We start from the raw sequence: 16350 nt of genomic DNA on the forward strand, positions 1-16350 counted from the left end.
ACCCGCCAGGATCGGCTCAAATCTACGCATCAGCGTGCAAAATGCAATTCACTCGCGCCGAAACGATCGGCCGGACATGAACAGTCGGCCTTGCAAGAAACACCAGCTGAATGATCAGCCCGGCGTCCGGCCACCCAGAGACAATCTCTGGCGAACAAGTTCAGCCCAGAGCTTTGCACCAATCGGCAGCAGATCGTCGTTAAAGTCGTAATTGGCTGCATGGAGAGGACGGGCGTTTGCTCCCTCGGTTCCATTTCCGATCAACAGGAAACATCCCGGCACCTCGGCCTGAAAGTTGGCAAAGTCCTCGGAAAAAGTCATGGGTTTGCGATTCCCGTCGGCTTCGAGACCGATGGTCCGGGCAGCCGCGACCACATGTCCGGCAGCTTCAGCATCATTGACCGCCTCGATGAACTCGGTCCGAAAACCGACCTTCACTTCAACCCCATGGCTTGCTGCAATACCTGCCCCGATATCACGCATGTAACTTTCGATGGCCCGGCGGTCGTCAGGCGAAGCTGCCCGGGTGTCCCCCTTGATGATCGTATGTCCGGGCAGGACATTGCGCTGACCGTCGGTGATGAACTCGGTCACGGAGACGACCGCTCCAGCCGACGGAGGCAGTTTTCGGGCGACAATCGTTTGCAGTGCCAGCACCAGCTCGGCACCCGGGGTCAGCGTTTCCCGGCCCACATGCGGCATCGACGCATGTCCTCCCCGTCCCCTGATCTCAAACTCGAACAGGCTTTCGCTGTAGCAGATGATACCCGGCCGGGTCGAAACACGTCCCACAGGTTCGCCAGGAAGATTGTGAGCGCCATAGACTTCATCGATCGGAAATCTTTGAAGGACACCCTCATCGATCATTGCTTTGGCACCCAGGCCATGCTCTTCGTTTGGCTGAAACAAAAAGACCACGGTTCCATCGAAGTCCGGGTCCTTTGAAAGAAGTTCCGCCGCACCCAGCAGCATCGTGGTGTGTCCGTCGTGCCCGCAGGCGTGCATCACGCCTTCATTTTCAGACCGGTAGGAAAAGTCGTTTTCCTCGGTGATCGGCAGCGCGTCGAAATCCGCTCGCAGGCCGATTGCGCGGTTGCCTTTGCCCGCACGCAGGACACCAACCACTCCAGCACCGACATGCGTTTCAATTTCGAGTTCCTCCAGGCGCGCGGCAATGCGTGCCTTGGTCCAGTTTTCCTGAAACCCGAGTTCGGGATGCCTGTGAAATTCGTGCCGCAACTCGCGCAGCTGCTCGGCAAACTTCTCCACCTTATCGCTCCTTCCCGATCCAAATCGCCCTTTAGCCTGTCGTAGAGAGAAAATATTTCAATCCGACTGAAATTTTTGCTGAAACTTGCCTTGGGTTCTGCAATTTTTTCTCGCATGGCTTCTCTGGACGACTTCGACCGTGCAATCCTGCGCATCCTGCAGGTAGACAACCGAACCCCGCAACACAAGATCGGCGAGGCAGTGAACCTGTCGACGCCCTCGGTTCAACGCCGCATCCGGCGCATGGAAGCGGAAGGCATTATCGATGCAAATGTTGCACTGGTTAATCCCGACGCGGTCGGACTGCCTCTCACCATCTTCGTTGAGGTTGAACTCATCAGTGAAACACCGGACAAGATCGACGTTGCAAAAAGCGCATTTCGTGAGGCTCCGGAAGTGCAACAATGTTTCTACGTGACCGGTGAGGTCGATTTCATTCTCACCGTCGTCGTGGACAGCATGTCCACCTATGAAGACTTTACCCGGCGCATGTTTTTTCAAAGCGGAAACATCAAGAAGTTTCGAACGCTGGTGTCCATGGACACCATCAAGAGCGGGCGCACCTTGAAAATATGATCGCAATCCAAGGCCCGGTTCCTCTTTTCGGGCTCGCAAGCCGGCACACTTATGGGTTAGCCTCTCAACAAAATTTCCTGTTTTGGTGAAATCATGACTTCTTTTGCCCTTAACGTCCGCCTGGAAGGCGACAGCTATTTTGTCGCCGATCTTCCGCTTTCATCCGTCCGTTTGATGAAGGACGCCAACTATCCCTGGCTGCTCCTTATTCCGCGCAAGCCCGACCTTGTCGAGATTATCGACCTGGACGAAAGCGATCAGCAACAGCTGATGCGGGAGATTGCAATTGCCAGCAATGTTTTGAGATCGGTTACGGACTGCGAGAAGCTCAATATCGGTGCGCTCGGCAACATGGTTTCGCAATTGCATGTCCACGTGATCGCTCGTTTTCGCGATGATGCAGCCTGGCCAGGTCCGGTCTGGGGGGCAGCACCGGCTGAAACCTATGACCCTGAAAAAGCCGATACCTTGATCGAGCAATTGTGGGATGCCTTGTCATCGGAAGGTGAATAGCCCACGGCTGGACAGAGCTCTGCCACCGCCCTAGAGTTCAGCTTCAATCCAGCCAGCTTTTCTTTTCCAAGGAACCAAACATGCGCGCCTCCGCAGCCGGCCTACGGGCCATGGAGATGAGTTTTCTCGGCAACACGCTCGACAGGCAGTCAACACGGCGCGGAGACAAGCCCTATCTGGACGAACTCCTGAGACGGCCGGAAACGCAAATTGTCCTTTCAACCGACAAGACCCTGGTGTTCGCTTCCACCGAGCCTCTCAAGGTTGGGCATGACCTGAATTCAGCCATTGAGCTTGGCGCGGACCCGGCCGAATTGGTCTTTTTGGGCCTCAGACCGGAAAACGGTCAGGCCGTTTTTGCCACGACCTTGCCACATCGCGACGAGGATCTGGAGGGCCGGCCTGAGCTTCATATCCAGGACCTTCGCAATCTCGCGCTTCAGAACGCCTTTTCAGAACAGGACCTCGGAGCGCTGGCCCAGGCGCGCGCCCTCATCCACTGGCATCGAACCCATACCCATTGCTCACGCTGCGGGGAAAAGACCGTGATGGCAGAGGCCGGGTACCGGCGCGACTGCCCTTCCTGCACGGCTCCGCATTTTCCGCGCACGGACCCTTGCGTGATCATGCTGATCACCGATGGTGACCGCGCGCTCCTTGGGCGTCCCGCCCGATTGCCCGAAGGGGTTTACACAACTCTCGCCGGGTTCATGGAACCGGGCGAAACGATCGAACAGGCTGTCCGACGGGAAACGCTGGAAGAATCAGGAATTCAGGTTGGGGAGGTCCAACTGATCTCCAACCAGCCCTGGCCGTTCCCGGCAAACCTGATGCTCGGTTGCGTGGGTTCCGCGATTTCAAAGGACATTGAAATCGAGGACGACGAGCTGGAAGACTGCAAATGGTGCGACAGGGAAGAGGTCATTCAGATGGTTGAAGGAACCCATCCCGACGGACACAGGATACCGCCTTCCATATCCATTGCTTATGAGCTGATTGCCGGCTGGCTCGAGGAAGGGTCAAGATGACCTGGTGTGTGTACCTGTCTCACCCGGAAGTCAAAATCGATCCGGATGTTCCAGTGCCTGAATGGGGCCTGTCCGACGTTGGCAGGGAGCGTGCATTCAAGGCTACCGGACTTCCCTTTGCCAACGAGTTTGCCGAGGTGGTTTCAAGCGCTGAGAACAAGGCGATCGAAACCGCCAAAATCATATCAGAACAACTCGCCATCCCTCATCATGTCCGCGCTTCGCTTCACGAGAACGATCGTTCGGCGACCGGCTTCTTGCAACCGGATGAGTTCGAAGAGACGGCCAACCAGTTCTTCGCAAATCCCAATGCCTCCATCAGAGGCTGGGAAAGGGCCTCCGATGTGCAGAAGCGTGTTGTCTCGAGCGTCACTGAGGAGCTGGCAAGAACGGGACCCGATCAGCCTGTTCTTTTTGCCGGACATGGTGCCGCCGGAACGATCTTCATGTGTCACCTCATGGGTGTGCCTATTTCAAGAGTGCATGACCAGAAGCGCGGCGGGTGCTGGTACCGGTTTGAACGGGAATGGCTCACATCGCAAGCAGGCCGTGATTTAAGTTGGATCGAAATCTAGCCGTGCTAGGCTTCCAGCGGACAAATCACCTCTGGAGCCCGACGTGATCCGCTTGTTGCCGACCCTTTTTGCAGCCGTTCTTGTTTTTCTATCGCAGCCGCAGCCCGTTCAAGCGGGAAAGTACGACGCCCAGTTCCGGCAGTTTCTGAACAACGAGGTCGTTCCGGCAGCCCGCAGGGCCGGGGTTTCGCAAGCAACACTTGACCGCGAACTGGCGGGCCTGACGCCAGACACGTCTCTTCCCGGCCTCGTCGGCCCGGGTGGCAAGGGTTCACCTCCGAAGGTCAACTTCCAGGCCGAGTTCCGCTCGCCGGCGCGCTACTTCCGTGACAGCCAGTTCAACTCTCTGGTGCCAGGCGGACGTCGGCTGATGCAGAAACACGCAGATGCCCTGGTCAGGATCGAGGCCCGCTACGGCGTGCCCAAACGCATCATTCTGGCCATCTGGGCACGGGAATCCGGATACGGTGGCGCCAAAATCCCTTATGACGCCGTACGGGTTCTGGCGACACAGGCCTTCATGGGCCAACGGCCGGACTTTTTCCAAGGCGAGTTGATCGCTGCGCTGAAAATTCTCCAAAACGGCGATGTGTCCCGCCGAGCCATGAAAAGTTCCTGGGGCGGAGCCATGGGACAACCACAGTTCCTGCCCTCCTCCTATCTGAAATATGCAATCGATTTCGACGGTGACGGCAAGCGAAACATCTGGACATCCGAAGCCGATACGATGGCCTCCATTGCCCACTATCTTTCCGCCCATGGATGGCAGAAAGGCAGGGACTGGGGATACGAAGTACATCTTCCCAACACGATCTCCTGCACGCGGGAAGGACCGGACAACCGGCAGAAGATCTCAGGTTTCGTGGGCGAAGGGGTCAAGCGTGTCAGCGGAAGACCTTTTCCAGACCATGAGCTCAGGCAGGCCGGCAACATCCTGCTGCCTGCCGGGCGTTACGGTCCGGCATTCATTGCCACGGAAAATTTCTATGTGCTGAAGAAGTACAACGAGTCCGACACATACGCGCTATTCGTCGGACATCTCGCAGACCGGTACGGCAGCAACAAGGGTTTCGTCGGCGGCTGGAAGCCGATGCAGGAAACCACACGGGGCGCCGTCCGCAATCTTCAACAGCGCCTTGAGGGGCTGGGACACGATGTTGGCGGGGCAGACGGCCTGATCGGATTCAAGACCCGCCGCTCTATCGGCAAGGACCAGGAAAAGAACGGTTTCTTCGCAACCTGCTGGGTGGGGTAAAGCCCCGCGCTCTCTCCCTGATCGTATGAAAAGTGCCGACGATCAAGCGGTCGCGGTCTGTTTCCTCATGCCTTCACTTCAGCTCGCGCCGACATACTATCATTTTTCTTCTTTTATTTTTTATTGTTTTACGATAATTATTTTATGCTTTTTTCAAAAATGGAGTACCCCCGCATGTTTGGATTGACTGTCCGGCGCGCGACACCGTCGCTGCGTGCAGGAATTCTATTGCTTGTCGCAATGCTTATCGGGCCGATTGTCACCTCCGCGTTCGGAGAGGACCTGGATAGGTTCAACCCCGCAACGACTGACCTTGACCTGTTCCGCATCGCGGTTGTTCATTCCGACCGGCTGAAGATCCGCGCCAGTGGCCCCCGCATGTTCTTTTCCATGACGGACAAGACAACCGGTCGTGTCATTCGGGAAAAGACCATCTACCTGCAAAAGGCCGAAACCGCGGAAGAAATGTCGGAAGACCCGTCTGCCGACAGCCGCAAAACGATTTCAGTCTACCGGATTGCGGCCCGTCAGGTGGACGAATTGCGTGCGCTTCAGGCGAGATACCTTGCTCTTACGAAAGCAGAACAGGATCAGATTGCAGGTTCGCTTGCGATCGATGTGTCCGGTTGCAAGATCGACCCGAACGACGAGGGACCGATGCTGATTTCAACTTTCCTGAAATCGTCAGAGTTGCAGGAGTATGTCACGCTGGCAGAAGACTACGATCTGAGAAATATTCCGATGGGCACCGACGGCAAGACGGCAGATCCTGTGCAACCCTGCGCATAGACCGTCCCACCGGCGCGGCAATCCGCTGCGCCGGAACATTCTTGCCGGGCAATTGGATTACCTGTTCTGACCGGAACTTTTCCTGTTCCAATAACGGACGAATGCAATTGCCGCCCAGATCCCTTCCGCAATCAGGAATGGGATCGATCCGATCAGAAACGCATAGAAGCTGGCAAGCGCACATCCGAACGCAAAAATGAGGACGAAAACGGGATGCCGGCTTTCAAGCGCGTAACTGGCGACCATGATCACGACCGCAACCAGTCCCAGATTCTCTACCATGCGGCCTTGCTCCCGCCAGTTTCCGGTCAGATGTTGACGACACCTTCCGGAGCAGTTTCGAGCCTGAAGGCAGCTGCCATGAGGGCCTTGGTGTAGTCGGTTTGCGGCGCGTCGAAGATCTGCTCAGCCGGTCCGGATTCCACGACCTTTCCCTGTCTCATGACGATCACTTCATTCGCGAGCGCCCGAACGACCTTCAAGTCATGGGAAATAAACAGGTAGGCGAGTCCGTGAGCCCTTTGCAGATCACGCAACAGGTCGACAACCTGGGCCTGCACGCTCATGTCCAGAGCAGAAGTCGGCTCGTCAAGCATGACGAATTTCGGCTCAAGCACCATCGCGCGGGCAATCGAGATCCGCTGGCGCTGCCCGCCGGAAAACTCGTGCGGATAGCGGTGCCGGGTCGATGCGTCGAGGCCCACTTCTTCCAAGGCCTGAGAAACCCTCCGGTCGCGCTCTTCCGCCGAAATGCCGGGAAAGTGCACCTGGAGCCCTTCACCTACGATATCTGCCACGGACATGCGCGGAGACAGGGCGCCAAACGGATCCTGGAACACGATCTGCATGTCGCGGCGAAGCGGACGCATATCCTTCCAGGAATTGCTCTGGATATCCTGACCATTGAAGGCAATCCGGCCCGTCGATGAAATCATCCGCAAGATCGCAAGGCCGAGGGTCGTTTTTCCCGATCCGCTTTCACCGACAATGCCGAGGGTCTGGCCTTCACGCACGGTGATATCGATACCGTCCACCGCCTTGATATGATCCACCGTCCGGCGCAGGAATCCGCGCTTGACCGGGAACCAGACTTTCAGATCGTCAGCCTGAACGACGATTGGCCTATTGGTGTCGGTTTCCGGCGGTTCGCCCTTGGGCTCGGCAGCAAGCAGATGCTTGGTGTAATTGTGTTGCGGGTTCTCGAAAATTTCCTCGACAGGCCCCTGCTCCACGATCTTGCCGCCGGTCATCACACACACCCGATCCGAGAATTTGCGGACAATGCCGAGGTCGTGCGTGATGAAGAGCATCGCCATGCCCTGCTGGCGCTGCAAGTCCTTCAGAAGCTCGAGAATTTGCGCCTGTACGGTCACGTCAAGCGCCGTGGTCGGTTCGTCAGCAATCAGAAGATCGGGTTCATTGGCAAGCGCCATTGCGATCATGACACGCTGGCGCTGACCGCCGGAAAGCTGGTGCGGATAGGAATTGAGCCGCTTTTCCGGGTCACGAATACCGACCTGGTTGAGCAATTCCAGAACGCGTGCTCTTGCCTGCGTTTCCCCCATGCCACGGTGGATCTTCAGGATTTCGGCAATCTGCTTTTCCACCGTGTGAAGCGGATTGAGCGAGGTCATCGGCTCCTGAAAGATCATGGAGACATCATTACCGCGCACCTTGCGCATTTCGCTGTCGCTCACATGCAGGAGGTCCTTGCCGTTCATCAGGATTTCACCCGACGGATGCGACGCTGCCGGATATGGCAAAAGCTTCAGAACCGAAAGCGCGGAGACCGATTTTCCCGAACCGCTTTCACCTACCAGGGCAACGGTTTCCCCCTTCTTGATGTTGAAGGAAATCCTGTCGACCGCGAGAGTTTCCCTGCCGCCTTGCGTGAAAGCAACGGACAGATCCTTGACGGTCAGGAGAGCATCTTGTGTCATCCCAGTCTCCTTACGCCAGGCTCTTGCGTGGATCGAAAGCGTCACGCACGGCTTCACCAATGAAAATCAGCAGGCTGAGCATCAGCGAAATCACAATGAACCCGGTTATGCCCAGCCATGGCGCCTGCAGATTGTTCTTGCCCTGGGCCAGCAACTCGCCAAGAGATGCGGACCCCGGAGGCAGACCGAAACCGAGGAAATCCAGCGCGGTCAATGTCGAGATCGAACCGTTGAGAATGAACGGCATGAAGGTCAGTGTTGCCACCATGGCATTGGGCAACAGGTGCCGCCACATGATCACCGGATTGGAGACGCCCAGCGCACGTGCCGCTGAAATATACTCAAAGTTCCGGCCGCGCAGAAACTCCGCCCGAACGACGCCCACCAGCGCCACCCAGGAAAAGGCGAGCAGGATCGTGAACAGTGTCCAGAAACCGGGCACAAGAAACGAAGACACGATGAGGATCAGATAAAGCGTCGGTATTGCAGTCCAGATTTCGATAAAGCGCTGGAAAATGAGATCCACCCAGCCGCCGTAATATCCCTGTACTGCCCCTGCGGCGATGCCGATAACGGAGGACGCCAGGGTCAGGGCCAGACCGAACAGCACCGATATGCGGAACCCGTAGATGAGGCGGGCCAGAACATCCCGGCCCTGATCGTCGGTACCCAGCCAGTTCCAGTTGCCGATAACGCAGTTGGGGTCTTCAGCACCCAGAGGATAACGTGTGCAGCGCTGTTCCTTGTCCATTGTCCAGGACGGGGGTGCCGGTGCCGGAACGGGTATTTCGTTGTTGACCGTGCGATACGAATACCGGACTAGAGGCCAGAGCATCCAGCCATTGGCATTGATCTCATCCTGGATGAAGGGATCGCGGTAGTCGGTCACCGCAAGAAACCCACCAAACTTTTCTTCCGGGTAGTCCACAAACACGGGTGCCAGAAGCTCTCCCTTGTAGGACACCAGAATGGGCCTGTCGTTGGTAATGAATTCCGCAAGCATCGCCAGCGTGAAGAGTACGAGGAAAATCCAGAGAGACCAGAAGCCGCGTCGATTGGCCTTGAAGTTTGCCAGCCTGCGCTGATTGATCGGCGACAGGCGCATCTTTTTCGGTGGTGGCGCGGTTTCCTCTGCCAGTGGATTGAGCACGTCGTAGCCGGCGTCTTCCAGTTCCTTGTTCAGCCTCGAATCCATGGATCACACCTCCCGGCTTTCAAAATCGATCCGGGGATCGATCCAGGTATAGGTGAGGTCCGACATCAGGTTCACGAGCAGTCCCATCAACGAAAAAATGTACAATGTCGCAAAGACCACGGCGTAGTCCCGATTGATGACAGATTCAAAACCGAGAAGGCCGAGGCCATCGAGGGAAAAGATGGTTTCAATCAGCAGAGATCCGGCAAAGAAGGAGGAAATGAACGCTCCCGGGAAACCGGCGACGACGATCAGCATGGCATTGCGGAAGACGTGTCCGTAAAGAACCTGACGCTCGCTGAGCCCCTTGGCCCTTGCGGTGACGACATACTGCTTCCGGATCTCATCGAGGAAGGAATTCTTCGTCAGCAAGGTGGTGGTCGCGAAAGCCGACAGCACCATCGCGGTCAACGGCAGCGCCAAATGCCAGAAATAGTCAGCTATGCGGGCCGGCCAGGAAAGTTGCTCCCAATTGTCGGAGACAAGACCTCGAAGCGGGAAGATGTCCCAGAAGGACCCGCCTGCGAAGAGTACGATCAAGAGAACGGCAAACAGAAAGCCGGGAATGGCATAAGCGACCACGATCACACCGGACGTCCAGACATCAAACCTCGATCCATCGCTCACCGCTTTGCGAATTCCCAAGGGAATGGACACAAGGTAGGAAATCAGCGTCATCCATAGTCCAAGGGATATGGAAACGGGCAGTTTCTCCGCGATCAGATCCAATATTCGAATGTCACGGAAATAACTCTCGCCAAAATCAAACCGGGCGTAGTTCCACAGCATGTTCAGGAAACGCTCGAACGGCGGTTTGTCAAAACCGAACTGCGCTTCAAGTTCCTTGATGAACTCCGGATCCAGCCCCTGCGCCCCGCGGTACTTGGACGTCACGCTGTCGGACGCGACACCGCTTCCGCCGGAGGCATCGTTCCCTCCGGCAAAGTCGCCTCCGCCCCCGCTGATCCGTGACGTGGCAGAGACATCCGTTCCCTGAAGCTGGGCAATGACCCTTTCGACCGGTCCGCCCGGCGCAAACTGGATAATGACGAAATTGATGGCCATGATGCCGACAAGTGTCGGAATCATCAGCAGCAAACGGCGAAGAATATAAGCGCCCATGGAGTTCGTGCATTTCCTTTACAGTTTGGCCGTCTTTGGCGATCCGCAGGCCGGTAATCGAGTTTAACCGGCTTTACCGATCTTTTTGGCCTTTTCCGTGTCGACCCACCAGGTCGACTCCACCGGGAAATCATATCGCGGCGGTTCTTCCGGATAACCGAACATGTCCCACAAGGCGACCGTATGGATCGGTTTGTTCCACTGCGGAACCCAGTAGTGGCCGGATCTGATGACCCTGTCGAGGGCACGGGCGATGATATTCATTTCTTCCCGCGTTTCCGCTTCCAGCACCTTGTCCATCAGGTCATCGATCACCGGATCGGAAATTCCCGCAATATTGTAGGTTCCTGGCGTCTTGGCGGCTTCCGATCCCCAGAAAGTGCGGATCGCTTCGGACAAGGTCGCAGTCAGTGAATATCTGCGTGAACAGATATCGAAGTCATAGTCGTTCAAACGGGACTGATACTGCGCCGGATCGACCAGACGGAAGGTTGCCTGAATGCCCAGTCTTCCCAGGTTCTTGATGTACGGATTGATGATCCGCTCAAAGGCCGGGGAATTGTTCAGGAACTCGATTGTCAATGGCGCGCCGTCCGGGCCGACCAACTCCGCCCCTTTACGTTCATATCCCGCTTCCTTCAGCAATTTGCTGGCTTCGCGCAGCAGTTTCCGGTCAAATCCGGAACCGTCACTGACCGGTTGGATATATGCGGTCTCGAAAACGCTCTCAGGGAGCTGGTCCCGATAAGGTTCCAGAATTGCGAGTTCCTTTTCCGACGGCAGCCCTTCCGCCTTCATGTCGGAATTCTCGAAAAACGACTGTGTGCGCTGATAGAGATCGTAGAAAAGGTTCTTGTTCGACCATTCAAAATCGAAAGCGTAGCTCAAAGCGCGGCGCAGTCGCGGATCCTTGAACTTTTCCCGCCTGGTGTTAATGAACCATCCTTGAGCGCCGGAGGGCCGTCCATCGGGAAATTCCTTCCTGAGAACCCGATTGTCCTCCACCGCCGGGAACGTGTATTCGGTTGCCCAGATCTTGGAATAGAATTCCTCCCGGAAGGTCATTTCCCCCTTCTTGAAGGCTTCGAAAGACACCTGGCGATCCCGGTAGAAGTCCACACGGATGATCTGGAAATTGTTCTGGCCAACCAGAACCGGCAGATCCCTGCCCCAGTATTCCTGGAACCGCTGATACTCCACATACCGGCCGACCGCGTGTCTACCCACTTTGTAGGGGCCGGAAGAAAGAGGCGCGGTCAACGTGCTCTGCTTGAAATCGTACGCCGTGTAGTAGCGCTTGGAGAAAATAGGCAAACCGGCTACGAGCAGGGGCAACTGCCGCGACTGCTTTCCCGTGAAATGCACGGCGACCCGGTATTCATCCAGAACTTCCGTATCCTTGAGCTCCTGGATGTTTTGACTGATCTGCGGGTGACCATCCGCCTTCAGGAGCATCAGGGAGAACGCGACATCCTCCGCGGTCAGTTTCGAACCATCGTGAAACCGGGCTTCCGGACGCAGGTTGAAGGTGTAGACGTTGCCATCTTCCGAAATCTCAACCGTTTCGGCGAGAAGACCATACATGGCATCCGGTTCATCGAGCGCGCGCACCATCAGCGTGTCGAAGCACAGCTCCATGCGCGGTGGCGCGTCACCTTTCAAGATGAAGGAGTTGAACGAATTGAACGTCTGGGGGTTCTGATTGTAGGCCCAGGACGGTGCTGTAAAGACGAACCGCCCTCCCTTGGGAGCTTCGGGATTGACGTAGTCGAAATGGGTGAAATCAGGACCGTATTTCAGCTCGCCAAAAACAGAAAGACCATGGCGAGGGCCGGTTTCTGCAACCCCGGCTGCCAGCGCCGACACCGGAATGCTGGGGAGAACAGCAGCAAGGCTCGCTGCCCCGGTAAGTTTCAACAGCTTTCGACGGGAAGGGTTAGAAATCATCGTCATTTCGCGGCTCCCGTTTTTTCTGCAAGCTCCTGATCATACCACCAGATCTCGGGGAAGCCGGTACTGTATTCCGGCATGTTTTCCGGGTGTGCGAAACGGTTCCAGCGAGCGGTGCGGGTTTCATCGGAATAAAACTGCGGCACGACGTAGTGGTTCCACAGCAGGACCCTGTCGAGCGCATGTGTTGCCGCAACGAGCGTTTCCCGATCTTCCGCGAAAATAACCTTGTCGATCAGATGATCGATCGCGGGATTCTTGATACCGCCATAATTGGCCGAACTGGGATTGTCCGCCGATGCAGTCCCCCAGTATTCGCGTTGTTCGTTGCCGGGCGACAGGGACTGCCCAATCACCAGAACGGTGGCATCAAAATCCCTGCTGCGAACGCGGTTTATGAACTGGGAGGTATCAACCAGTCTCAAGACGGGTTTGACACCTATGCTTTCCAGGTTCTTTGAATAGGGCAGTAGTGTTCTTTCGCTTGCCTTGTCCCGGTAAAGAAACTCGACGCTCAGCTGCTCGCCGGTCGCCGGGTCGATCATCTTGCGGTCCTTGAGCTCGTAACCCGCCTTGCGCAGCAGTTTCACGGCTTCACGCAAATTGGCACGAACGTTCTGCTGCGAACCGCCGACAGGGTTCTTGTATTCTTCGGTGAAGACTTCCGCAGGAACCTGGTCACGTACTTCTTCAAGGATCTCAAGCTCCTTGCCTTCCGGCAGTCCGGACGATGCCAGCTCCGTTCCCGCAAAGTAGGAACCGACCCTTTTCAGAAGCCCTGCCGAGACAATTTCATTCGTTGTCTCGAAATCGTAAGCGTAGTTCAGAGCCCTTCGTACGTCCGGGTTCTGGAACTTGTCCCGGCGAAGATTGAGGAAAAACCCTTGCATCACACCGGAAGAATTGTCCGGAAAGATCTCTTTTACGATCCGTCCGTCCCTGATTGCCGGAAAATCGTAACGTTTTGCCCATTGGCTGGAGCTGCGCTCCACATGGTAGTCGTACTGATCGCCCTTGAAAGCTTCGAACTGAACGGCATCATCGAGGAAAGAGACATAGCGGATTTCATCAAAATTGTTCGCGCCTACGCGGATTGGCAGGTCCTTTCCCCAATAGGCTTCTACGCGCTCATAGGTGATATTCCGGTTCGGAGAGAAATTCTTGAGTTTGTAAGGGCCTGACCCGAGCGGCGGCTCTAATGTTCCACGGGAAATATCCCGTTTTTCACCCTTGTCATTAGTACCCTCCCACCAATGTTTCGGCAGTACGAACAACTGCCCCATGATTTTCGGGAGTTCGCGATTGCCGGCTGTGTCAAACGTGAAACGAACAGTCCCTTCATCCACGATTTCAGTGCCGGTCACGTTCTGGAAATAGAACTTTCGCTGAGGATCGAGTTCGATCGCCTTTTCGAACGACCAGATCACATCTTCAGCGGTTACCGGCTGACCATCATGCCATTTGGCATTCGGATTCAACTTGTATTCGACCCACGAGTAATCTTTGGGATACCGGACAGCTTCGGCCAGAACACCGTATTGTGCGCTGATGTCATCCTCATCGAGCGAAGGTTCCATGAGACTTTCATAGATGAGGCCGAGACCCGGCGCCAGGCTCCCTCTTTGCGCAAGAATATTGAAGGTGTCGAAGCCGCCACGACTGGCAAGCCTGACGGTACCGCCTTTCGGTGCAGCGGGATTGACATAGTCGAAATGAGAAACTTCCGGACCGTATTTGGGCGTGCCGTTGAGTGCTGCAGCGTGCTGCCATTCGGGCTCTTCTGCCTGAACCGGACTGATGGCCAGTCCTGATACGGTCAAAACACCTGCCAGCGCAAGACTTGCGGCAGCCACGTTCCAAGCACGCCATGAAAGCACCATCGGCTTCTCCGTCCCTTTCCGGTTTTTCACCCGCTTTGATCGAGTGTTAAATTACCAGTGTAGGGATCAGCTGGCCAAACGTCATCAACTGGTTGCAGAGATGACAGAAATTTAACCTGCCTGGGGAACGCCTTTCCCCATAATGTCATTGGTTTTTTGCCTGTTTCGGGCCTTTCGGGCGTACATGCGTCCATCCGCGACCTTGAGCAAGTCTTCCGCGTCCGCGGCGTCTGCAGGATAACTGGCCATTCCGATACTGGCCTTCACATCAATCGTGATGTCAGAATACTCAAACAGCTTTGCCACATTTTCAGACAGACGCGTCAGAAATGCTCTCTTTTCCTCGCGGCGCATATTTCCCGGTGTCAGGACGATGAACTCATCTCCTCCGACCCGCGCAACCGTGTCAGACCGGCGCACCTGGTTCTGAAGCCTTCGTCCGACTTCGATCAAAAGCTGGTCGCCAACCGAATGGCCAAAGTTGTCGTTCACGGCCTTGAAGGCATCGAGATCCACATAAAAAATGTCGAAACCATCCCCTGAACGCTCACTCATGGACGCCAGTTGCTGCATGCGATCCGCAAGCAGGCGGCGATTTGCCAGACCGGTCAACGGGTCATGCAAGGCCATTGACCTGACCTTGAAAATTTCACTGACCAGGAGAAAAGCCATGGTGGCAAACGCCAGGGAAATCAAACTTCCGACCAGCTTCGTGATCCAGACCTTGCTTCCGGCTCCCGACCAGCCGTTTTCAGGAAACCCGAGCAGTTCCCACCTCAATCCTCCCGGCAAATGAAGCGGAAGGGAGACAAAGTCCTTGCCCTTGATCGACGCGTCACCGAAAATCCTGTTTTCGGCGGCATCCTCCGCATTGTTGTCGATTATTGCGACCTGAACGCCGTTGATGACGTTCATGAGGCCCGCGGCCGCCATCACGCTTTCCTCGTCAAGGACAAGCGTTGCAATACCCCAGTAAGAGCGCTCTTGCATCTTCTGACCGGGAAAGGCTGCCGGAAACACCGGAATCCTGATCAACAGTGCTCTACCGCCCTGCACCAGTTCCAATGGCCCGGCGATCACGACTTCCCGGGTCAACATGGATTGCCTGATGGCCGGCCATTGCGCGCTGTTCAAACGGTAGTTCAGACCGATTGCCTTGTGGTTCGCCTCGAAGGGGTAGACAGCACGCAGGATATTGTTCGGAGCCAGTCCGATTGAGCGTATCGACGGGTTTTCCTCGATGAGGTCGGCGGCGATTTCCTGATAATCCGCCATGTCGAACAATTCGTCATCGAATTGCGCAACATAGGCACGGATCCCAAGGCCATGTGCCACGGTGCGGCTGATTTCACCCTCCAGGCGACCGCGCGCTTCGGATAGTCCCGCGACGGCTTCGCGCTTTTGCTGAGAGATCATTTCGCTGCGGACAAGATTGGCCACATACAAAGTGATTGCTATTCCCGACAGGAAGCAAACGAAGGCAACGGCAGAAGCGGACAACGTCCCGTTCGACCTGTAAAATAAGCCTTTTGTCAGATGAATGCCCATATGGCCCTGTCCGACTACAACCTGGATTCAACCCTACGTAACGTTAAACCTGTTAATTTTTCATAACGTTTAAACAGATGAAGCCGGACCAAAGGCCCGGCTTCATGGGTTCTCTTGTGATCGATCAGCTCGGATCGATTTCTTGTATTATTCGGAAGGCAACGGCTTCGGAGAACCGGACATTTCGCGGAGATATGCAATCATGTCCGCGCGATCTTCCGGCTTACGCAGCCCGGCGAAGCCCATGGACGTGCCGTTGATGTACTTCTTCGGAGCGGCCAGGAAGTGATCCAGCTCTTCGTAGGTCCATTCCGGGTTTTCTTCACCAAACGCAGTCATTGCGGAAGAATAACGGAAACCGTCCAGGCCGCCCGGCTTACGGCCGACAATGTCCCAAAGCGCAGGGCCGACCTTGTTCGCGCCACCTTCTTCAAAGGTGTGGCATGCCGTACATTTCTTGGCGACACTTTCGCCCTTGGTGGATGCGGCTGCGATAAGACGCTCGGAGATCGGCTCGACTTCCGGAACCGCCGCGACCTCTGACGTTGAATCCGGTGCGGATTCAAGGACGATCTCGTAACCCGGCTGACCAGGGATCGTCGGTTTGAAAATGATGTCGGACACAATTCCAACACCCATAGTCAGAATAAGCACCATCAGGACCGCCCCTGCGGCCTTGTTCAGTGTGAAGGAATCCATTCTCTCCGGCT

The 16350-nt window shown here is 55.9% G+C and carries 15 protein-coding genes; 6 read left to right on the forward strand and 9 right to left on the reverse strand.

Translation table 11 applies throughout. From position 1 onward, the window contains the following. Positions 1-114: 114 nt before the first annotated feature. A complete protein-coding gene (locus ABLQ08_RS21615; protein WP_352946220.1) occupies positions 115-1269 on the reverse strand; it encodes an amidohydrolase in 1155 nt (384 codons plus the stop codon). A gap of 114 nt (positions 1270-1383) precedes the next feature. On the opposite strand from ABLQ08_RS21615, the gene ABLQ08_RS21620 reads away from it, so the two are divergent. The 6 genes from ABLQ08_RS21620 to ABLQ08_RS21645 all read left to right on the forward strand — a co-directional run bounded on the left by ABLQ08_RS21620 (position 1384) and on the right by ABLQ08_RS21645 (position 6005). Continuing rightward, complete coding sequence (locus ABLQ08_RS21620) at positions 1384-1845, forward strand: Lrp/AsnC family transcriptional regulator (protein ID WP_352946223.1); 462 nt, start codon at positions 1384-1386, stop codon at positions 1843-1845. A gap of 93 nt (positions 1846-1938) precedes the next feature. Further along, a complete protein-coding gene (locus ABLQ08_RS21625) occupies positions 1939-2358 on the forward strand; it encodes an HIT family protein (protein ID WP_352946226.1) in 420 nt (139 codons plus the stop codon). A gap of 80 nt (positions 2359-2438) precedes the next feature. Then, entirely contained in the window at positions 2439-3386 is a 948-nt protein-coding gene (gene nudC, locus ABLQ08_RS21630) for an NAD(+) diphosphatase (protein WP_352946230.1), read from the forward strand. Beyond that, a complete protein-coding gene (locus ABLQ08_RS21635) occupies positions 3383-3961 on the forward strand; it encodes a histidine phosphatase family protein (protein ID WP_352946233.1) in 579 nt (192 codons plus the stop codon). Before nudC ends, ABLQ08_RS21635 begins: the two co-directional genes overlap by 4 nt. A gap of 52 nt (positions 3962-4013) precedes the next feature. Continuing rightward, positions 4014-5216: a lytic murein transglycosylase gene (locus ABLQ08_RS21640; RefSeq protein WP_417714939.1), complete on the forward strand. Its 1203-nt coding sequence runs from the start codon at positions 4014-4016 to the stop codon at positions 5214-5216. Positions 5217-5390: 174 nt separating this feature from the next. Beyond that, positions 5391-6005: a hypothetical protein gene (locus ABLQ08_RS21645; protein WP_352946238.1), complete on the forward strand. Its 615-nt coding sequence runs from the start codon at positions 5391-5393 to the stop codon at positions 6003-6005. A gap of 57 nt (positions 6006-6062) precedes the next feature. Here the strand turns inward: ABLQ08_RS21645 and ABLQ08_RS21650 are convergent, their stop codons facing one another. The 8 genes from ABLQ08_RS21650 to ABLQ08_RS21685 form a co-directional block, all read right to left on the reverse strand. Next, positions 6063-6287 carry a hypothetical protein gene (locus ABLQ08_RS21650; RefSeq protein WP_352946240.1) on the reverse strand — a complete coding sequence of 75 codons (225 nt, stop codon included), beginning with the start codon at positions 6285-6287 and terminating at the stop codon, positions 6063-6065. A gap of 26 nt (positions 6288-6313) precedes the next feature. After that, on the reverse strand, positions 6314-7945 hold the full coding sequence (locus ABLQ08_RS21655; protein ID WP_352946243.1) for an ABC transporter ATP-binding protein: 1632 nt from the start codon (positions 7943-7945) through the stop codon (positions 6314-6316). Positions 7946-7955: 10 nt separating this feature from the next. Beyond that, positions 7956-9140, reverse strand: coding sequence for an ABC transporter permease (locus ABLQ08_RS21660; protein WP_352946246.1), 1185 nt, complete (start codon positions 9138-9140; stop codon positions 7956-7958). Between the two features lie 3 nt (positions 9141-9143). Continuing rightward, complete coding sequence (locus tag ABLQ08_RS21665; protein WP_352946248.1) at positions 9144-10262, reverse strand: microcin C ABC transporter permease YejB; 1119 nt, start codon at positions 10260-10262, stop codon at positions 9144-9146. A gap of 63 nt (positions 10263-10325) precedes the next feature. After that, positions 10326-12215 carry an extracellular solute-binding protein gene (locus ABLQ08_RS21670; RefSeq protein WP_352946250.1) on the reverse strand — a complete coding sequence of 630 codons (1890 nt, stop codon included), beginning with the start codon at positions 12213-12215 and terminating at the stop codon, positions 10326-10328. Beyond that, entirely contained in the window at positions 12212-14092 is a 1881-nt protein-coding gene (locus ABLQ08_RS21675) for an extracellular solute-binding protein (protein WP_352946253.1), read from the reverse strand. The genes ABLQ08_RS21670 and ABLQ08_RS21675 overlap by 4 nt, the downstream gene beginning before the upstream one ends. Positions 14093-14203: 111 nt before the next feature. Further along, positions 14204-15640 (reverse strand): diguanylate cyclase, encoded by a 1437-nt coding sequence (locus ABLQ08_RS21680; RefSeq protein WP_352946255.1) that lies wholly within the window; start codon positions 15638-15640, stop codon positions 14204-14206. Positions 15641-15787: 147 nt separating this feature from the next. Then, positions 15788-16339: a c-type cytochrome gene (locus tag ABLQ08_RS21685; RefSeq protein ID WP_352946258.1), complete on the reverse strand. Its 552-nt coding sequence runs from the start codon at positions 16337-16339 to the stop codon at positions 15788-15790. Positions 16340-16350 lie beyond the last annotated feature (11 nt).

Source organism: Roseibium sp. SCP14, assembly GCF_040329475.1.
Taxonomy (GTDB): Bacteria; Pseudomonadota; Alphaproteobacteria; order Rhizobiales; family Stappiaceae; genus Roseibium.